The organism is Chryseobacterium sp. C39-AII1 (assembly GCF_039672645.1).
Classification (GTDB): Bacteria; Bacteroidota; Bacteroidia; order Flavobacteriales; family Weeksellaceae; genus Chryseobacterium.
Genome location: NZ_JBDFPQ010000001.1, coordinates 140213 through 160377 on the forward strand (window position 1 = coordinate 140213; position 20165 = coordinate 160377).

The following is a 20165-nucleotide window of genomic DNA, read 5'->3' on the forward strand; positions in this document are numbered from 1 at the left end:
AAATTTTAAGCATTATAAAGACTCTACAGAAATACAGGTACTTCTGTTATTCAAATTAGTTCTACTAAATTTTACATTTAATAGAAAATATACTTTATATTTGCTCACTTATAAAAAATTTAGAACTAAATAATCATTACAAACTTTTATTAAAATGAGGAAGAAAATTACCCTATCCTTACTTTTGATGCTTTTTCTCATAGCATCAAAGATTTCTGCTCAGTGCACAACGGGGACCCAATATCCCGCCGGGATTCATCAGGCTACGGGAGCCGCCGGCACAAGCACGATCAATACTGATGCAAGAACTGGCCAATATGCCAGTGTACATGTTGAACCATCAAGGTATTATACTTTTACGTCATCGGTATCTACGGATTATTTGACCATTACCAATGATACTGGTACACAAGTGCTTGCTTCTGGGGTTACACCCGTAAGTTTTGTTTCAGCTTATAATCAGGCTGTTCGGTATTACCTACATCAAAATGCACAATGCCAAACTACGGATCAGTTTGCAAGAACAAGAAAAGTAACGTGGGTTACGGCTCAAGCGTGTTTAGATGTGACACCAACAGGTGTTTCGAATATTACACCTATATCATGTACACTTAATTATACTACGCCTTCCGTTGCACCTGCTTTTGGCTACCAAGCTTATGTGAGTACTTCATCTGCTACGCCTGGTGCATCAGTACAGACAAGTTCTTCGAGTACAAATTCGATGTTGGTTACCAATCTAAATCCGGATACTACTTATCACTATTGGCTTCGTTCTAGATGTGATTATCAATATGGAGCTTGGATTTATGGAGGAACTTTTACAACGATTTCATCATTGCTTTGTAATAGTGCCTATTATGGCATTTATCCTTCAGCTACCGTTACACCAAACTGTAATGGAAATGATGATTTTTTTGCTACTGATGTAAAAAATGGTAGTTTTTCTAATATAGCTGTTGTTCCAAACACTCAGTATCAATTTAAAACCAATTATGGAACCGATTTTATTACCATTACTAATGCTTTAGGAACTGTTGTTCTGGCAAGTGGTACAACACCTGTAAATTGGAATTCGGGCTCTACTTCCGGCGTGGTTCGTTTTTATTCTCATGACAATGCCCAATGTGGTTATGGCACTTCTACAGGAAGTTCGCGTAATAAATATGTAAATTGTATTACAACATCTGTTACTTGCCTGCCTCCGTCTAATTTTGCGGTGGGAAACATTACGTCCAATTCTATAAGAATGTCTTGGGCAGCTCCAAATAATGTACCAAGTAGTGGCTATGAAATGTATATCATTACTACAAATACAGCTCCAACAATAAATAGTACAGCTACACATACCAGTACAACTACAACTAAAGATATTAATGGTTTAACAGCGGGTGTTACCTATTATTATTGGGTTCGATCTAATTGTGGTAATGAAAAAAGCAGCTGGGCTTCGGGTGGCTCTTTCACAATGAATCAATCATTAAGTTGTAATGGAGCTATTTATGGTTTATATCCAGATGCTACATTTACGCCTTCATGCACTGGTAGTGCAGAGACAATTACTTCTAGTGCTTTTGCAAGTCAATATTCTAATGTAAACATCACTGCCAACCAACAATATATTTTCTCTTCTTCTGTGGGTACCGATTTTATAACGATTACCAATAGTGCAGGAACTTCAGTTTTAGCAAGTGGGCAAACACCATTAAGCTGGTCTTCGGGTACAAATACAGGTGGGATACGTTATTATTTACATAGTAATTCTAATTGTGGATCACAAAACACAAACAGAACTAAATATATTCAATGTGCAGCAACTACAAGTTGTGGATTACCTTCACAATTATCAGTTTCTAATATTACATCAAATTCTTGCAGACTGAACTGGACCGCACCAGCAACAGCACCAACTAATTATGATATTTATGTAATTACAAGTAATACTGCACCTACAAGCACAACAACACCTTCTGGAACAACTGCATCGGCAGCGGTAGGAGCATTATTGAATGGAATTTCGGCAGCGACAACTTATTATTATTGGATAAGATCTAACTGTAATGGAACAAAAAGTGCTTGGGTTTATGGTGGAAGTTTTAATACACTTGCTGCTTTAACTTGTAACGGCGCAACGTATGGTTTATATCCAAGTGCTACTTTTACCCCAACTTGTACGGGTAGTCCGCAGCAAATTGTTGCCGATGCTTATGCTGGTGAATATTCAAACGTAAATGTAGTTGCTAATACACAATATACTTTTTTTAGTTCGAATTCATCAGACTATATTACAGTAACCAACGCTTTAGGAAATACGGTTCTAGCATCAGGTACCACGCCTCTAAACTGGGTTTCGGGTACTTATTCAGGCGTTGTTAGATATCATATAAATACCAATGCTTCTTGCGGTACACAAAATACAACTAGAGTAAGATATATTCAATGTATGGGGCTGGCTTCTTGTGGAGCTCCTAGTAATTTAACAGTATCCAATATAACTTCAAACTCTTGCAGACTTGCTTGGTCTCCGCCAGCGACTGCTCCTTCTGATTATGAGGTATATTTCTCTACAGTAAATTCAGCACCGGGAAGTGGAACAGTTGCAAATTACTCAACAGCTGCTACTGCAATAGCTTCATTAAATCCACTAAGCCCTTCAACTACTTATTATTATTGGGTTCGTTCTAATTGTAATGGATCAAAAAGTGACTGGGTTTCTGGAGGAAGTTTTACAACCATTGCCGCATTAGCTTGTAATGGTGCATCATTTGGTTTGTATCCTTTAGCTACTTTTACCCCTGCTTGTACAGGAAATACAGAACAAATTGTAAGCAATGCTTATGCTGGTGAATATTCTAACGTGAATATAGTAGCAAACAGACAATATACTTTTACAAGTTCTGTAGCAACTGATTATATTACTATCACAAATGCAGATGGAACAACAGTTTTTGCTAGTGGATTAACACCATTAGTATGGAGCTCAAATTCAACATCTGGAGTTATTAGATACTATTTACATGCAAACGCTAACTGTGGAGCGCAAGGAACGTCAAGAACCCGTTCAATAAAATGTGAGAACATTACAGCTTGTAATCCGCCTTCTCAATTTTGGAGTAATGATATTACTTTAACATCAGCTACTATAAGTTGGACACCTTCATCATCGGCACCTAATGGTGGCTATGTGTATACTTACGGAACGAATCCTAACCAGGGAACTACAACCGGAAATACATCAACTACCAATGCCAATTTATCAAATTTATCGCCTAATACAACTTATTACTGGTGGGTTGCTGCCAATTGTGCTTCTGGTTTAAGTACTTGGACTTTAGGAGGTTCATTTACTACCCTTCCTGTAGGTTGTTGGAAAACAGTATCTACAGGTATGAGTCATTCGCTTGGTATAAAATCAGACGGAACACTTTGGGCGTGGGGTGGAAATGATTTCGGACAATTAGGTGATGGAACATCCACTAATAGAACACTTCCAGTGCAAATTGGAACAGCAAATGACTGGCAAAGTGTGAGCGCAGGGACATTTCATAGTATGGCTATTAAAAACAATGGAACACTTTGGGGATGGGGACTTAACGGAAATAGCCGATTAGGTGACGGAACAACTAACGGTCGAATCTTCCCTGCTCTAGTAAATTCAGATACGAACTGGAAGAGCGTTTCTGCTGGAGATACAAATACAGCAGCCATAAAAACCGACGGAACGCTTTGGGCTTGGGGCTATAATGGGTACGCTCAATTGGGAGATGGATCAACCAACAACCGATCGACTCCTTATCAAATAGGAACAGCTACTAACTGGCGTAGTGTTGATCTAGGATCGGTACATGCGCTGGCTATTAAAACTGATGGAACACTTTGGGCATGGGGTACCAATTCCTACGGTCAGGTAGGAGACGGTACTACAGGTACTAGATTTAATCCTTTACAAATAGGAACCGATACAGATTGGAAAGATGCTTCTGCAGGAGGTTTTCATTCAGTGGGGTTAAAAACTAACGGAATACTTTTCACTTGGGGAAATAATTTGTATGGACAGCTTGGTGATGGCACGAATACTTCTAAATCAGCACCTAATGCAGTGTATGATGGTGTTAAAAGTATTAGTGCTGGTTCTGATCATACTGTAGGAACGTCATCTTATGGAAATATGTGGTATTGCGGTAGCAATGTGTATGGCCAATTAGGCGATGGAACAACCACTAGTAGAAATACCATTTCAATGACCAATGCTAACAATTATCAAATGGCTATAACCGGATTTCATCATACTTTATTATTAAATAATGAAAGTAATATTTCTGGTGCTGGTTTAAATGGATCAGGACAATTAGGCAATGGCTCAACAACAAATAGCTCTTCATGGGTATCTATTGCATGCCCTGTAAGTAGCCTAATGGTTGATGAAGTTAAATCTTCAGCAGATAATTTAAAAGTTTTCCCAAATCCTGTAAATGATATTTTAAATGTATCTTCTGATAAAAAGATTGTCTCGGTAACAGTATTCAGTGCTGCAGGACAATTGATTTTTACGAAAGTAATCAATGATAAAAAAACATCGATTGATGTTTCGAATTTAATATCAGGAGTTTATATGTTAAATATAGATTCAGGTGACAAAAATGTGAAAACAGTGAAGGTAATTAAAAAATAGATCAGGCTATTTGTTAAATATTTTGATTTTCAATTTATTACATATTAAATAAAAAACAACCTTCGGGTTGTTTTTTTGTTTTTGCAAATCAGGTATTTCGGTTGTGCTGATAAAAAAAATTAAACAGGCTTCTTGTAATCAAAATTAGAATCCGTTCCCCAGTCATAGTTATACTTGACGAAGATCATCAATTTTTCTCCCTATTTTATTTTTGAAGCTATTTCCCGCTTTTCGTTGCAATCTTTTTTTTCAAAAAAGGTTTTCCACTGCAATCGGGGCTAGGAATTTTGTTTATGATTAAAAATACCGGAAAAATACCTAAGAAGACGGCAAAAAATATTTCCCTATTTTTAAAATCACAATCTCAAAATATGGAAATAAAGGTTACTGTAAAGCAACTCGGCAGGAAACATCCTGTTCTTTCAGAGCAAATTCTCAATATTGCGCATCATGAAAATACCATTTCATTAGAACATCTTTTAAAGCTGGTTGTTCAGCAGCAGGTAGACGCATTTAATGCAAAATCCTTTGAATTAGAAGATGAAGATTATACCAAAATTCCACAGGATAATTATTTAAATATCTTAACCGATACCGGAAAAGTAGGTTTCGGAAGTATTTATAACGAAAAAAGAGCCAATCTGGAAAAGGCTCAGGAAAACGCAATTCAGGCTTTTGAAGACGGAATGTTTGCTGTTTTTTATAATGACGAGCAGCTTGAAAACCTTTCTCAAACAATCGATCTGAGCTTACAACATACTTTTACCTTCATCCGACTTACATTTCTGGCAGGAAGCTATTGGTAAGTTAGGCGGGAAGATGGGAATGGAAGCTGGAAGTAATGAAAACCATCCTAGCAATAGTGTTACAAAACTTCCAGATTCCAACCTCCTACTTCCAGCCTAAAAATCTTCCATCCAAAAAAATCTTCAAAACATACTAAATCACACTAACAATGGAAATCAGTGAAAAACTAAAATCGAAGAAAATTGTCGATTACCACAAGAATCTGAAAAAAGACCTGAAAGAACAGGCTGAAAAGGGGTTGATCTCCAAGCTATTTTCAAAATCAAAACTGAAAAAAGAAGTTGCAGAATTAGGATTGCTTCTCCTTGGCAAGAACGATTATTACGAAGAAATTACGCTAGGTTCTTCACAAGCCGATAAAATTAAAGAACATATCAAAAGTAATATCTGGGAAGACAAAGATTATTACGAGCTATTGGTTTATTTCTTTGGCGATAAAGCCGAACTGGTAAAATATGCATGGAATAAAATGCCTTTCAAAATGTATCAGACAGGCTACGAACGCCGCTCGTTCCGTGCTCCGAATAATGAAAGGTTCACTTTGCTCAATCAGGTGAATTTAATAAGAACGTTGCTGGAGCTTCCCAGTATTTATAATTATGGTTCGGGATATCAGTCTTACGAACTTTCCTTGGAAGAGCAGATTATTTATGATACGCAGGTTTCCAATAATGCAAGCCAGTTTTATATTTGGTCGGCAGCGATTGATACCGGAAATAAAGAAATTTATCAGTTGATTGAGGATATTATTTTCAACAAACATCCGGAAGGAAAAGTTTCGCGAAATATTATTCATGCTTTGCTGAACAGCGAGCAAAAACAATGTTGGGAGCTTGTGGAAAAACTTTTGTTGGCAGCACAAAGGCAGGAAGGTCTTCGACAAACCATTTTAGAAGCTTTAGATGAAACAAATACGCAGGCTTTACAATACACGTTAAATGTTATCGAAGAAAATAAGCTGACCCGTTTTTCATCCGTTGTAAGAGCCATCGGCACATGGACTGGGCTTGGCTGGGAGTCTGAAAAAGAATCTGTAGTGAAAAATATTGTTTCGTTGGCGAATCTCTATTTCAATAACCCAGATAAGATTTCAGAAGCGGTAAAAAGCAAAAATAATAACGAAGTTTATATGGCGCTTTGGGTGCAGGGCGTTTGGGATGTAGAGCAAACGGTTCCTTATCTGCATGACCTGTTAGATAAAGGAAGTATAGAAAAGAAATGTCTGGCGATAAAATTTGCCATCGAAACCAGAGATCCTTATATCCAGATGCCGCTTTTTTATAAAGCTGTTCTGAATGGCGATCTACAAGTGCTGGCATTTACTGGCCAAGCTTTAAGCTCGTTGTTAAGTGTCAATGTAAAATCAAAATTCTATATCAATAATCCGGATTATCCTGATTTCTTTGAAAAGCTGCATGAGTTAACTCAAAAAATAGAGGTCAAAGAAAAGAAATTTGAAGGAAAAGTATTCTCTTGGCAGAATGCAGTATTCAGGAAGAGTGATTTATATGCCTCAATGTTTTATTTGGTAGGCGAGGATAGTGAAAAGCTGGATTTGGTACTTTCGTATTTCGATCAGTTTGAACTTGCTTTGCGTGAACAGTTAACGAGAAACCTTCTGGGCGATTTCTACTGTTATTCATATTCCTATAATTTTGAGAAAAAGAAAAAAGAAGTAACGCCTTTCCAGAAAGAGTTTGCCTTTAAAATCGTTAAAGACCGCGGAGAATCTTTAGTGGCTTCAGGAATCAACGTTTTGCAGCAAAATCCTTTGACTAAGGAAGAAGCCATGACTTTCTATGATTTGTTTAAAAGAAAAGGCGGAAACCTTCGTAAAAAGCTGATTGAGCTGATGATGAAGCAGGAAGATGAGGTTGTCACGCCTTTAGTAGACGAACTGATGACCAAGGGTGATGTAGAGCAGAGAACGGCTTCTTTGGATATCATGCTTCAGCTTCAAAAAAGTAAAAGAGCTTCAGCACAAATTGGGCAATGGCTTCAGCAATATTCGGAGAGAACAAAAATTTCTGAGCGGGAACAAGGCTTATTGGATCAGCTGAATCCTTCTGAAGATAAAGAAATTCTTTCTGCTGAAAATGGTTTCGGTTTTTACGATCCTACGGTAAAATCAGCTTATGAATTGCCGAAAGTAGATACTGATTCTGTTTATGCGAGGGCAACAAAAACTGATAAATATGGTTTTACACAATCGCAGACTCATATTAAAAATGAACTAAAGAAGCTCAATGATCTTTTCCTAAAAAATAAAGATTTTGAATACGAAACAGAAGACTGGAATGGTTCTTTTACAAAAGAATTACTAGGCAACAGCTTCCGCCCGATCAAAAGAAATACCGATGGATTTACGGGTGAACAGTTATTTGAAAACTATCCTCTGCATGAAGTTTGGGAGCAGTGGTATAAAGAATCCGGATTGCAGCCGCAGGATTTGTTTTTACTAACATTTGTGGATAACTGTGACCGTAAAAAATTCAGAGATTTTCTTGAAAATTATGTTTTCTATCATAAAGATGTAATCCCGAATCCTCTGAAAAATCATTATTACTGGAATAATCCGATCAAAAATATTCTGGATTCTTTGAAATACAAATTCAGGTTTGAAGAAGAGAATGATTTTCTGATCGATGCCAGCGCGACTTTATTTGCTAATCTTCCTGAAGATGTTATCAATTTTAAAGCTAAACAAAATGAATATTACTACGGTCGCGGCGGAAATGGATGGCAGCAACAGGGCTTTTTTACTGTGTTTTTACAGGCTATTCCAACTAAAAAATTATCAGACGAACAGTTTGTAAAAGTCTGGAATCTTCACCGATGGATGCAGTTCAACGGTTTGGAAGAAAACATTCAGTTTACGGTTCCGCATCTGTATTTATTCTGCAAAGCGTATGAACTGAATTTAATTACAAAAGATGAATTATACGAAGGAATTTTCACGGCAGAATCCGCCATCAGAGATCTTACGACAACGAAATTCTATCATCACAGCGAAAAATATTTAGAAACATTCCCTTTCCTGAAACCAATCGTTGAGGAAATTCAAAATAAATTTTTAGATATTGAATTAATTCGTGGTGATGCAGGAACTTCGGTTTCTCATTTTGTTCAGGATTTCCAGTCGATTTATGGTGCGGAACGTTTTGTACAAATTTTAAAAGGTTTTGGCAAGGCGAATTTATATGCCAATTATATTTACAGCTACAGCAGCGAAAGCATGACCAAGCAAAAGCTGTTCTCTTATCTTTTATCCAACTGTTATCCTCGCGAAACAGATACTCAGGAAGCATTCAACGAAATGGTGAAAAAAGAAAAGATTGCAGAACTTCGTTTGATTCAGGCAGCAGTTTATGCTCCGCAATGGCAGAAATTCATCAGTAATTATTTAGGGTGGAAAGGATTGGATTCTGCGATCTGGTGGATGCACGCCCATACAAAAACAGGAACATATGAAGCGCAGAATTCCGGATTGGAAAGTGAAGTGGCTAAATATTCTTCCGTAGATGTTCAGGAGTTTAAAGATGGGGCAGTAGATAAAGACTGGTTTACAAAAGCCTATAAAGAATTAGGAAGAGCACGTTGGGAGATGCTGTATGATTCTGCAAAATATATTTCAGACGGAAACGGGCACCGCAGAGCAAGATTGTATTCTGATACTTTAACGGGAAGTTTGAAGATAAAAGAAGTGACGGCAAAAGTGAAAGATAAGCGTGATCAGGATTATCTGCGCGTGTACGGCTTGGTTCCTTTAAGCAAAACAAACCCTGAAAAAGATGTACTAAACCGTTACGAATATATTCAGCAATTTAAAAAAGAAAGTAAAGAATTTGGCTCTATGAAGCAGGCGAGTGAAGCTCTGGCAATTCGTGTGGCGTTGGAAAATCTTGCTCGAAATGCAGGGTATCCTGATCCAATCCGTCTGACTTGGGCGATGGAAACTAAGCAAATTCAAAATTTATTGTCTAAAGATACGCAGGTTACGATTGACGGAGTTACTGTAGGTTTGATTATCGAAGACGATGGAAAGGCAGAATTGGTAGTTTTCAGAGATGATAAACAGCTAAAATCAATTCCTCCGAAGATTAAAAAAGATAAAGCGATTGTGGAATTAGGAAACAATCGAAAAATTATGCGCGAGCAATGGAGTCGTTCCAGAAAAGGTCTTGAAGAAGCGATGATTCGTGGGGATGAGTTTCTGTATGCTGAAATCCAGAATTTGTTTGAACATCCGGTGATTGTAAAACACCTGGAGAAACTGGTATATATTTCAGATGACAATAAGATCGGATTTTTCCATGATGGAAATTTAGTGGATGCTCAAGGCGAAATTCATGAATTAAACGAAAATAATACCTTAAGAATTGCGCATTGTGTAGATTTGCATCAACATTCGGTTTGGAGCGATTTCCAACATTATTGTTTTAAAGAAAAACTGGTGCAGCCATTTAAGCAAATATTCAGAGAATTGTATGTTCCGACACTGGATGAGTTGCAGGAAAAATCGGTTTCCAGACGTTATGCGGGTCATCAAGTTCAGCCAAAACAGGCATTGGCATTGCTGAAAACGAGAGGCTGGAAAGTAGATTATGAAGAAGGCTTGCAAAAGGTGTATCATAAAGAAGGTTTTCAGGTGAAATTATATGCCATGGCAGATTGGTTCTCGCCGGCAGATGTGGAAAGCCCGACGCTTGAAACCATAGAATTCCATTCGTTGAAAGATTATAAAAATATTCCTTTTGAAGAGATCAATCCTAGATTATTCTCTGAAGTGATGAGGGATATTGATCTGGTGGTTTCTGTGGCGCACGTGGGTGAAGTAGATCCGGAAGCGAGCCATTCATCAATCGAAATGAGAGCGGTCTTAATGAAAGAAACAGCAAGATTGTTTAAACTCGATAATATTAAAATTGAAGGTTCTCACATTTTAGTAAAAGGTCAAATGGCGGAATACAGCGTTCATTTGGGAAGTGCGGTGGTGCATCAGGTTCCGGGGAAATATCTGTCTATTTTACCAGTTCATTCGCAGCACAGAGGAAGATTGTTCTTACCTTTTGCGGATGATGATCCGAAATCTGCTGAGGTTTTGTCTAAAGTTTTATTGCTGGCCAAAGACAACGAAATACAGGATCCTACGATACTTTCTCAAATTAAGAGAGAATTTGTGTGAGATTAGGTGGGAAGATGGAAGAAAGGAAGCTGGAAGTTTATTGTGGTTATCTATGAAAGTTCTATCATCTTAAATGTTAAGACCTGATTATACCTCCTGCCTCAGGCCTCCATCCTCCCTCCAAAAAACAAAAACGGTGCACTTTCAATAGTGTACCGTTTTGTTATAATAAGTGAATTTTTCAGTTTTTGAAGATAAAAAAAGCACCCTTTTTCAGATGCTTGTGTTTTTAGAATTATTCTTTTTTTAAACTTCGTCGTCAGAATCTATTGTGTAAGATTTGCTTTTGAAGTCTTTGTCATGTTTTTCTGATATTACATCCTCACCCTTTTCGTTAATGATGAAATCTGTGGACTCATTAAACATCTCCTGAAAACTTTTAAAATCTTCCTTGTAAAGGTAAATTTTGTGCTTCTCGAATGTAGCTTCTCCATTCTCTCCGAAATTTTTCTTACTTTCTGTAATCGTAAGATAATAATCTCCTGCTTTTGTCTCGCGCACATCAAAGAAATAAGTTCTTCTCCCTGCTTTTAACACCTTTGTGAAAATTTCATTTTCATGGCGCTCCTTGTATTCACTCATTGTTAGATATTTTTTAATCTTGTTAAGAACAAATATAAAAGTTTTCTTTTAATCACAAAATTTTTTTTATGATTTATTTAACAATTGAGAATAAAAGGGCTAAGCAGTTACAGAATTGCTAATTTCACTAAGGTTGATGATTTTATCTGCTCTTTGAGCACTAGACTCTCTGTGTGTGATGATTATGGAACTTGCATTCTTGATTTTTCTATCGATATTTTCCAGAATATTCTGTTCCGTTTCGGTGTCTAAAGCAGATAGGGAATCATCAAAAATAATGATGTTGGGGTTCTTAATTAGGGCTCTGGCGATGCAGATTCTCTGTTTCTGACCTCCCGAAAGCATCACCCCACGCTCACCAACGAGTGTTTTATACTGTTCTTTAAACTCAACAATATTTTTATCAACATCGGCAATTTTAGCATATTCTACCACTCTTTCATGAGACGGATTATCGATGGCAAAACCAATATTGTTTTCAATGGAGTCTGAGAAGAGGTAACTTTCCTGAGGAATATAGCCAATGAAATTTCTGTAGTTTTCTAAATTATGATCTTTAAGGTTTTTTCCGTCGATTAAAATTTCACCTTCCGTAGGATCGATCAAACGGCAAAGAAGCAAGGCAATCGTTGATTTTCCACTTCCGGTTTTTCCCATGATGGCTAAAGATTCTCCGGCATTTATTTTAAAACTTAAATTATGAAGCGCTCTGATGCCTGTATTCGGATACACGTATGAAACGTTTCTGAATTCAATTTCACCTTTAATCGTATAATTTTCAAAATTTTTATTTACGATCTCAGATTTTTTATCCATAAATTCATTAATTCTCTGCATGGATGCTTCCGCTCTCTGATTAACAGAAGTTACCCAACCCACCATAGAGAAAGGGAAAATCAGGGTGTTGATATACATGAAGAAATCGGCAATCTTACCGATGCTTAATTCTCCGGCGATATATTTTTGTCCGCCGATCCAGATAATTGCAACATTCAGCAAACCGATTACAAATAAAATAATGGTAAAGAAATACGCTTCTGTTTTTGCTAAATCTAATGCCTTATTCTGATAATCGGTAACCTTTACGCCATAATTTTTCTCGATATATTTCTCTCTGGCAAAATATTTTACCACACGAATTCCCGAAAAGCTATCCTGTACAAAAGTGGAAATAGCAGACTGGCTTTTCTGCATGATCTTCGACTTTTTATTGATAATTGAACTTACCTTATAAATGGCATACGATAAGATCGGAAGTGGCAACAACGTCCAGGCTGTCATCGACGCGTCGGTTTTTACCATATAAATTGCTGTGATAATCACCAAAACAATCAAATTGGCAACATACATTACTCCGGGACCAAGGTACATTCTTACGGCAACCACGTCTTCGCTTAATCGGTTCATTAAATCTCCAATCGTTGTTTGCTTATAATCCGTTAAAGAAAGATCCTGATAATGTCTGTAGATTTTATTTTTCAGTTCATATTCAATTCTTCTGGATGCAACGATAATGGTTTGTCGCATCATAAAGGTGAAAAATCCCGTCAGTAAAGAGCAGCCGACAATAATGGCAACGTAGATCAATACTTGTTTATTGAAGCCAAGATTTCCGTTTTTTGTAAGTTCGTCGACAGATTTTCCTACAAACTGAACTTTATATATGTTGAAAAAATTACTGGCAATGATGAATAATACCCCCCAAAATAATAATATTTTGTGCTTTAAAAAATAAGGGTTTAAGGTTTTAAGCGCTTTCATATAGTTTTACAAAATTACGAAAATGTGATCAGATTACGAATTTCATCAATTTTAAATTTTGTATCTTTGCAGCCATTAAAAAGCTCTTTGAATGTTAGGAAGACGACAAATCCGTGAAAAAGTAGTACAGACTGTGTATTCTTATTACCAGAATCCTGTAAAGTTTGATGTTTTAGAGAAAAACATGTTTGCCGGAATAGAGAAAATCTATCATCTCTATATCTACCAGCTAAACTTCTTGGTTTCTCTTAAAGAATTGGCTGAACACCAAATTGAGATTGGAAAGAATAAGTATATTAAAAGTGATGCTGATGTAAACCCCAATCAGAAATTCATCAACAATCAGGTATTAATTAAGCTTGAAGAAAACCCTGAGAGATTATTTTTTACTGGACAGCACAAGCAGTTGAAATGGGATTTGCATGATGATCTGTTGGTGAAAACCTTCCAGAGAATGACAGCCGGGAAACGTTATCAGGATTTCATGAAAGAAGAAGGTTATTCTTTTGAAGCTGACCAAAAATTTATAGGAAAATTATTTTTGAGATATATTGCTGAGAATGACGATTTCCATGATTATCTTGGTGATAAAGAACTTTCTTGGTATGACGATATTCACATCGCGAATTCAATGGTTCAAAAAACAATCGGTTTCCTGAAAGAAGATGAAGAAAGCAGAACTTTAATTAAAATGATTAAAGATGAAGAAGATAAAACTTTCGCAATGAAACTTCTTAGAAATACCCTAGATAGCTGGGAAACTAACGAAAAAAAGCTTGCTGAAAGATTAGAAAACTGGGATCTGGAAAGAGTTTCTTTAATGGATAAAGTAATCTTATCAACAGCGATCGCGGAGCTGGACAACTTCCGTTTTACCCCTTCAAGAGTTATTATTAATGAATATATTGAGGTTGCTAAAGTATTTGCAACAGACCGTTCGAATATCTTCATCAACGGTATTTTAGATAAATATTGTAAAGATTTAAATAGAATATAAATATTTTAAATATGAAAAAGACGTTATCAATTATCGCCTTATCTATCATAGGCTTTGGTTTAGTTTCTTGTAAAAAAGAAAACACAGAAGCTCAGGCTGCTGATGCTGTAGCTACAGATTCTACGGCTGCAACTGCAACTGCAACTCCTGCTGATTCTGCTGTGGCTCCTGTATCTGCTGATGCAACGGCTGCTGCTCCGGTTTCTAACCAGCCATCTACTTCAATCGCGCTTTCTGAAAGCAACTTCGATTTTGGAAATATCAAAAAAGGAGACAAAGTAGAGCACGTATATGAAGTAACAAATACGGGAACAAATCCTTTGGTAATTTCTGAAGTAAAGCCCGGATGTGGATGTACTGCTCCTGACTTCACGAAAGATCCAATTTTACCAGGTAAAAAAGGAAAAATTACTTTGCATTTTGATTCTTCAAATTTCGACGGAAACGTAAGCAAATTTGCTGATGTATATGCGAATGTAGAAAAAGCGCCTATTAAATTAACATTCACTGCGAATATTCAACCATAATATCATGAGCCAGTTATCAATATTTTTACAGGCAACTCCGGGAGGATCTTCATCTCCTATGATGTTGATCATGATGGGTGTGATGTTTGTTGGGTTTTATTTCTTGATGATAAGACCTCAGCAAAAAAAAGCAAAGCAGGAGAAAAACTTTCAGGAAAACTTAAAAGTAGGAACTAGAGTGGTGCTTACTTCAGGTCTTCACGGAAGAATTGCTCAGGTTCAGGAAGATGGTTTCGTAATTGAAACATTATCCGGAAAATTGAAATTCGAAAAAGCAGCTATTTCAAGAGAATTTACAGAAGCCCGTTTTGGAGATAAAGCTAAAGCTACTGAAAAAACGGCAGATAAGCCTGCAGATAAAAAAGAAATCGAAGAGAAAAACTAATTTTTTTCTTTTTTGAAAATATTTCGTTTCGGCGGGGTGAGCAAAGCTCACCCCGCCGAAACTTTTTATAATCTATACTAACTTAATTTTAGCAGTATTTGTAATATTCAAGTTTGTCATTTTGTATCTTGGTTATTACTTCAACTAAGATTATCATTTTACATAAAAAAAATAAAGGGTTTCGGCGGGCTCAGCCTGACAATGCTAATACTATTCGTCATTATTATGCACTGTCAGGCTGAGCCCGTCGAAGCCTTCCAAAGTAACTTAAAATCCATTATTACTATTGTTCATTAGTGAAAAACATTAGTGAAATTCGTGTTAAAAAAATATCTTTGCCCTATGAATCAAAACACAAACAAAACCGTACTCATTTTAGGCGCCAATTCCGATGTAGCCAAGCAAGCCATCAAGCAATATATTCAAAAAGGATTTTCAGTGATTGCAGCTTCCCGAAATACACAATCTTTAGACGAATTTGTTCAGAAAAATAATTTTAGTTCAAAAGTGACGATTCTGTCATTTGATTCTGTTGATTTTGATTCACACCAAAAATTTTACGATCAACTTTCTGTAAAACCTCATATCGTTGTTTACGCTGCCGGATTTTTAGTTGATAATGAAAAAGCATTGACTGACTTTAAAGGAACTCAACAAATGATGTTGGTGAATTATATGGGAGCTGTTTCTATTTTGAATATTATTGCAACCGATATAAACAATAAAAATTTAGAAAGAATCATCGGGCTATCTTCTCTTTCGGGAGTAAGAGGTCGAAAAAGTAATTTCGTTTACGGAAGTACAAAGGCAGCTTTTACAACATATTTGGCTGGTTTAAGACAGGAATTGGCTTCAAGAGACATAAAAGTAAATGCTTTGGTAATCGGCTATATTCGAACAAAAATAAATGAAGGATTGCAATTGAATGAATCTTTGATTATGGAACCTGATTACGTTGCAAAATTCATCGTTAATGCGGGAAATTCTTTTACTATTGTTCCGAATTTCAAATGGAAGATGATTTATTTAATCTTAAAAATGTTGCCGGAGAGTTTGGTGGCGAAGTTGCCATAATTATTTTTGTTGCTTAGAACGGTTTTGAAGGTAATTTAATAAAATATCATAATCTGAATTATCGAATTCAGTTTTAGTAAAAACAAAATTTAAGCTACCTTTTAACATTTGTACGATAAGATAATCATCCACAAATTTATAGCTAGTTTTCTCCCAAATTGAACTAAATGTATTAAAAGTACTTTTAATTTCTAAAGAAGTTTCATTTAAAATAATACAAACAGTTTGATCAGTAATGTTTTTAAAATCTTTGATATTTTCTTCGATTATTTTATAGGTTTTCTTTTTAGAAAGTGTATATTGATAAATCAACAGAAAAATATATCCAATATAAAGAAATCCAATATACTTAAAAATATAAGGTATTGCATTTTGATCAAATCCCTTTAATGGTAGAAAACCAATAGTTAAAAAAATAACAGCATACATTACTGCTTTTTTTACTTCAGTAAAATTTTTTTTCCAAACATATTTAAAAAAGAATTTTTGGTTTTCCCTTTCTATATTTTCATTAAAAAGAAATTTGATAATTGTATTTTCGTTCATGGTTATTAGTATGGATAAATTTTTCGTCCAAAAATATTGAATTTCCTCAATATTCAGCGATACTTCCAATATAAAAAAAGCGGAGAAAAATCTCCGCTTCAAATTTATACTTTTAAATTCAATTGTAATTCCAATTCATCAAGCTGTTCATCAGCAATCGATGATGGCGCATCGATCATCACATCACGTCCCGAATTATTTTTCGGGAATGCGATATAATCTCTGATCACTTCGTTTCCGTCTAAAATAGCTACTAAGCGGTCAAATCCGAAAGCCAAGCCACCGTGAGGCGGGGCTCCGTATTTAAAGGCGTTCATCAGGAATCCGAACTGCGCTTCAGCTTCTTCTTTTGAGAATCCTAGCAAATCAAACATTTTAGACTGAAGATCTTTATCAAAAATTCTGATAGAACCTCCACCGATTTCGTTTCCGTTCAAAACCATATCGTAAGCGTTTGCTCTTGCTTTTCCAGGATCTGTCTCTAATAAATGAATATCTTCAGGCTTTGGAGAGGTGAAAGGGTGGTGCATCGCATGGTAACGTCCGCTTTCTTCATCAAACTCCAATAACGGGAAGTCAACTACCCAAAGTGGTGCAAATACGTCTCCTTTTCTCAATCCTAAACGGTTTCCAAGCTCCATTCTCAAAGCAGAAAGCTGAGTTCTTACTTTGTGCTCGTTTCCGGAAAGAATCAGCATTAAATCGCCTTCTTTTGCTCCAAATTTTTCGATGATTTTGGCTAAATCTTCCTCGTTGTAGAATTTATTCACAGAAGAGGTTTTCACCCCATCATTCTGGAATTTAGCCCAAACGATTCCTGAAGCGCCGATTTGAGGTCTTTTTACCCAATCAACAAGCTCGTCGATTTGTTTTCTTGTATAATCTGCACATCCTTCAACATTGATTCCGACAACCAATTCTGCGTCATCAAATATTTTGAAATCTTTTCCTTTTACTAAATCATTAAGTTCTACGAACTCCATTCCGAAACGAATATCTGGTTTGTCGTTTCCGTATTTCTGCATTGCATCAGCAAACGTCATTCTTGGGAAAGTTCCGAATTCCTGACCTGTAATATCTTTAATTAATGTCTTCGTCATTCCTTCAAAAACATTCATCACATCTTCCTGCTCTACGAAAGCCATTTCGCAATCGATTTGTGTGAATTCCGGCTGTCTGTCAGCTCTCAAATCTTCATCACGGAAACATTTCACGATCTGGAAATATTTATCCATTCCACCCACCATCAACAATTGTTTGAAAGTCTGCGGAGACTGTGGCAATGCGTAAAATTGTCCAGGATTCATTCTGCTTGGAACCACGAAATCTCTTGCTCCTTCTGGAGTAGATTTAATTAAAACCGGAGTTTCAACCTCAATAAAACCTTCGTCTGAAAGATAGTTTCTTACTTTCTGTGCCATTTTGTGACGGAAGATCAATTTATCTTTTACAGGATTTCTTCTGATATCCAAGTAACGGTATTTCATTCTTAGTTCTTCACCACCATCCGTTTCATCTTCGATGGTGAAAGGCGGAAGCTGAGATTCATTAAGAACCGTTAATTTTTCAACTAAAATTTCAATTTCTCCTGTTGGAATATTGGGGTTTTTGCTTACTCTTTCAATTACTTTTCCTGTAACCTGAATCACAAATTCTCGTCCCAATTTTTTTGCATTTTCCATCAATTCCGCTGTAGAACGGTCCTGGTCGAAAACCAACTGAGTAATTCCGTAACGATCTCGAAGATCTATCCAAATCATAAATCCTTTATCACGAATGGTTTGTACCCATCCTGAAAGTGTAACTTCTTCATTAAGATGTTGAAGAGATAATTCTCCGTTTGTGTGCGATCGAAACATAATTGTTTGTTTAAAGTTCAATGTTTAAGGTTCAATAGTTTAAACCTTTAATTTTCGTGTGCAAAGATAATATTTTTGCAGATTTTAGACATAAAAAAACTTCCGAGTAAGGAAGTTTTTGATATAATGAGATTTAAATTATTTTAAAACTGTTGCAAATTCAGGATGTTTATATTTTGCTGAAAAATCTTTTGCAGTTTCTCCTTTACTGTTTTTAGCATTTTTATTGGCTCCTTTTTTCAATAAAATTTTTCCCATTTCAGTTTTTCCATATCTCGCGGCAACCATTAATGGAGTTTGATGATCACATTCTTTGTTTACATCTGCTCCGTTATTCAAAAGATAATTGAAAATATTGTTTTTCTCGTATTTTATACTGTATGCCAAAAGATTATAGCTGCTTTCTTTTACAGCGATACATTTATTGTAATCTTCTTTTGGAAAGGCAGTCTTAAAAGATTCTACATTGTCAGATTGAAAAGCAATCCTTTGTTCTTTAGAAATTTGCTGAGCAAAAAGGAAGTTGGCAAAAAGGCAAAATCCGAATACTAAACTTGTAGATATTATTTTTTTCATAAAAATTTAACTTTATAAGAATATACAAAGCTAAATTATTTTTTTGATAGATCTTGCGAAGTTTTCATAAGATTTGAATTTAAATTTTAGAAATAATGAGAATTTTCCGCTAAAATGATAACACGAGAATTAAGAATTAAAATTTTGCATATCTCATTACTTGAATACTTTATAAAAATTTTAACAGCTTTTCTAAGCTTTCTTCAAATGATATTTTTTAAATTCGTGATAACAACAAACATTATTTACTATGGGAAAAGGAGACAAAAAATCAAGAAGAGGAAAGATCAACAACGGAAGTTACGGTAAAAGAAGACCGAGAAAAACTTCAAAATCCTTTGAAACTTCAGAAGACAAATCGAAGAAGTAAACTATCAAAAATAAAAAGACCGAAGAACAATTTCTCCGGTCTTTTTTATACAAAATTAAATTATTTATTTTCCAAAAATTCCTCCCAACAAATCGCCTAGCCCACCGCTTTGTTGTTTTGAGTTTCCATTTCCAGCATTGTGTCCTCCAAGCACATTTCCCAGAATATCATTCAAAGGATTGCCTGAAGATTGAGAATTTCCACCGCCTAAAACGCTTCCTAAAATATCATTTAAGGGGCTTGATTGTGGTTCTTGAGCCTGATTTGAAGCATTTCCAAGAATTCCGCCTAACAAATCACCTAAACCTCCGGCGCCAACATTATTCTGTTGTTTTTCTTTACCAATATATCCCATAATCACGGGAGCAAGCATCGCCAATATCGGGCCGATTTTATCTATGGAAATTCCTGTGTTTTGAGAAAGTTGGTTTTCTACATTTTGCTTATCATTTCCAAAAACATGGCTCAAAATAGAATTTCCTTCATCCTGTCTTGCATCAGCTTGCGAAACATCATCTAAAATGCTTCCATCATGATCTTTATCTAATGCATTATTCAGTGCTTCTGCTTCTTTAGTATCCTGAGATTTTTTTCTGAGATAAGAAATAATCAAAGGTGCAGCCACTGCCAATAAAGCGATAATTTGATTTCTGCTAATACCAAATTTACTTTCAGCCTGATCAGCAACCTGATTGCCTGTATTTCCTGTAAGTAAGTCGATTAAACTCATAGTTTTGTGTTTGTTTAATTGTTAATCAACCAAAGTTATCAAAAAATATTCCTGAATAATTTTTTTTAATCAAAAAGTAATCTTAAAGTTTATA

14 protein-coding genes are annotated in these 20165 nt (G+C 35.8%); 8 read left to right on the forward strand and 6 right to left on the reverse strand.

The window, feature by feature from the left end:
• Positions 1-154 precede the first annotated feature (154 nt).
• The 3 genes from ABEG63_RS00605 to ABEG63_RS00615 all read left to right on the forward strand — a co-directional run bounded on the left by ABEG63_RS00605 (position 155) and on the right by ABEG63_RS00615 (position 10664).
• Positions 155-4672, forward strand: coding sequence for a fibronectin type III domain-containing protein (locus ABEG63_RS00605; RefSeq protein ID WP_346582160.1), 4518 nt, complete (start codon positions 155-157; stop codon positions 4670-4672).
• Between the two features lie 371 nt (positions 4673-5043).
• The gene (locus tag ABEG63_RS00610; RefSeq protein WP_346582162.1) at positions 5044-5478 is read left to right on the forward strand and encodes a hypothetical protein; all 435 of its coding nucleotides are present in this window, start codon (positions 5044-5046) and stop codon (positions 5476-5478) included.
• Positions 5479-5627: 149 nt separating this feature from the next.
• Positions 5628-10664, forward strand: coding sequence for a DUF4132 domain-containing protein (locus ABEG63_RS00615; protein ID WP_346582163.1), 5037 nt, complete (start codon positions 5628-5630; stop codon positions 10662-10664).
• A 246-nt stretch (positions 10665-10910) separates the two neighbouring features.
• Here the strand turns inward: ABEG63_RS00615 and ABEG63_RS00620 are convergent, their stop codons facing one another.
• Both ABEG63_RS00620 and ABEG63_RS00625 read right to left on the reverse strand, forming a co-directional pair.
• Positions 10911-11246, reverse strand: coding sequence for a DUF3276 family protein (locus tag ABEG63_RS00620; protein WP_034679055.1), 336 nt, complete (start codon positions 11244-11246; stop codon positions 10911-10913).
• A gap of 99 nt (positions 11247-11345) precedes the next feature.
• On the reverse strand, positions 11346-13007 hold the full coding sequence (locus ABEG63_RS00625) for an ABC transporter ATP-binding protein (RefSeq protein ID WP_267402293.1): 1662 nt from the start codon (positions 13005-13007) through the stop codon (positions 11346-11348).
• 91 nt (positions 13008-13098) lie between these two features.
• Here ABEG63_RS00625 and ABEG63_RS00630 point away from each other — a divergent pair, with 91 nt between their 5' ends.
• The 4 genes from ABEG63_RS00630 to ABEG63_RS00645 all read left to right on the forward strand — a co-directional run bounded on the left by ABEG63_RS00630 (position 13099) and on the right by ABEG63_RS00645 (position 15990).
• Positions 13099-14004 (forward strand): transcription antitermination protein NusB, encoded by a 906-nt coding sequence (locus tag ABEG63_RS00630; RefSeq protein WP_346582165.1) that lies wholly within the window; start codon positions 13099-13101, stop codon positions 14002-14004.
• Positions 14005-14015: 11 nt separating this feature from the next.
• Positions 14016-14531: a DUF1573 domain-containing protein gene (locus ABEG63_RS00635; protein ID WP_346582167.1), complete on the forward strand. Its 516-nt coding sequence runs from the start codon at positions 14016-14018 to the stop codon at positions 14529-14531.
• Positions 14532-14589: 58 nt separating this feature from the next.
• A complete protein-coding gene (gene yajC / locus ABEG63_RS00640) occupies positions 14590-14916 on the forward strand; it encodes a preprotein translocase subunit YajC (RefSeq protein WP_312394618.1) in 327 nt (108 codons plus the stop codon).
• A 342-nt stretch (positions 14917-15258) separates the two neighbouring features.
• A complete protein-coding gene (locus ABEG63_RS00645) occupies positions 15259-15990 on the forward strand; it encodes an SDR family NAD(P)-dependent oxidoreductase (protein WP_346582169.1) in 732 nt (243 codons plus the stop codon).
• Here the strand turns inward: ABEG63_RS00645 and ABEG63_RS00650 are convergent, their stop codons facing one another.
• The 3 genes from ABEG63_RS00650 to ABEG63_RS00660 all read right to left on the reverse strand — a co-directional run bounded on the left by ABEG63_RS00650 (position 15991) and on the right by ABEG63_RS00660 (position 18971).
• Entirely contained in the window at positions 15991-16536 is a 546-nt protein-coding gene (locus ABEG63_RS00650; protein ID WP_346582170.1) for a hypothetical protein, read from the reverse strand.
• 104 nt (positions 16537-16640) lie between these two features.
• Positions 16641-18395: an aspartate--tRNA ligase gene (gene aspS, locus ABEG63_RS00655; RefSeq protein ID WP_346582171.1), complete on the reverse strand. Its 1755-nt coding sequence runs from the start codon at positions 18393-18395 to the stop codon at positions 16641-16643.
• 138 nt (positions 18396-18533) lie between these two features.
• Positions 18534-18971 (reverse strand): ankyrin repeat domain-containing protein, encoded by a 438-nt coding sequence (locus ABEG63_RS00660; protein WP_346582173.1) that lies wholly within the window; start codon positions 18969-18971, stop codon positions 18534-18536.
• A gap of 250 nt (positions 18972-19221) precedes the next feature.
• On the opposite strand from ABEG63_RS00660, the gene ABEG63_RS00665 reads away from it, so the two are divergent.
• The gene (locus tag ABEG63_RS00665) at positions 19222-19341 is read left to right on the forward strand and encodes a 30S ribosomal protein THX (protein WP_267402277.1); all 120 of its coding nucleotides are present in this window, start codon (positions 19222-19224) and stop codon (positions 19339-19341) included.
• 64 nt (positions 19342-19405) lie between these two features.
• Here ABEG63_RS00665 and ABEG63_RS00670 read toward each other — a convergent pair whose 3' ends face one another.
• Positions 19406-20071 carry a DUF937 domain-containing protein gene (locus ABEG63_RS00670; protein ID WP_346582175.1) on the reverse strand — a complete coding sequence of 222 codons (666 nt, stop codon included), beginning with the start codon at positions 20069-20071 and terminating at the stop codon, positions 19406-19408.
• Positions 20072-20165: the final 94 nt, after the last annotated feature.

Excerpts from the sequence above, each read along its gene's own strand:
- ABEG63_RS00605 (WP_346582160.1), top strand. The coding sequence starts at position 155 with ATGAGGAAGAAAATTACCCTATCCTTACTTTTGATGCTTTTTCTCATA.
- ABEG63_RS00610 (WP_346582162.1), top strand. The coding sequence starts at position 5,044 with ATGGAAATAAAGGTTACTGTAAAGCAACTCGGCAGGAAACATCCTGTT.
- ABEG63_RS00615 (WP_346582163.1), top strand. The coding sequence starts at position 5,628 with ATGGAAATCAGTGAAAAACTAAAATCGAAGAAAATTGTCGATTACCAC.
- ABEG63_RS00620 (WP_034679055.1), bottom strand. The coding sequence starts at position 11,246 with ATGAGTGAATACAAGGAGCGCCATGAAAATGAAATTTTCACAAAGGTG.
- ABEG63_RS00625 (WP_267402293.1), bottom strand. The coding sequence starts at position 13,007 with ATGAAAGCGCTTAAAACCTTAAACCCTTATTTTTTAAAGCACAAAATA.
- ABEG63_RS00630 (WP_346582165.1), top strand. The coding sequence starts at position 13,099 with ATGTTAGGAAGACGACAAATCCGTGAAAAAGTAGTACAGACTGTGTAT.
- ABEG63_RS00635 (WP_346582167.1), top strand. The coding sequence starts at position 14,016 with ATGAAAAAGACGTTATCAATTATCGCCTTATCTATCATAGGCTTTGGT.
- yajC (WP_312394618.1), top strand. The coding sequence starts at position 14,590 with ATGATGTTGATCATGATGGGTGTGATGTTTGTTGGGTTTTATTTCTTG.
- ABEG63_RS00645 (WP_346582169.1), top strand. The coding sequence starts at position 15,259 with ATGAATCAAAACACAAACAAAACCGTACTCATTTTAGGCGCCAATTCC.
- ABEG63_RS00650 (WP_346582170.1), bottom strand. The coding sequence starts at position 16,536 with ATGAACGAAAATACAATTATCAAATTTCTTTTTAATGAAAATATAGAA.
- aspS (WP_346582171.1), bottom strand. The coding sequence starts at position 18,395 with ATGTTTCGATCGCACACAAACGGAGAATTATCTCTTCAACATCTTAAT.
- ABEG63_RS00660 (WP_346582173.1), bottom strand. The coding sequence starts at position 18,971 with ATGAAAAAAATAATATCTACAAGTTTAGTATTCGGATTTTGCCTTTTT.
- ABEG63_RS00665 (WP_267402277.1), top strand. The coding sequence starts at position 19,222 with ATGGGAAAAGGAGACAAAAAATCAAGAAGAGGAAAGATCAACAACGGA.
- ABEG63_RS00670 (WP_346582175.1), bottom strand. The coding sequence starts at position 20,071 with ATGAGTTTAATCGACTTACTTACAGGAAATACAGGCAATCAGGTTGCT.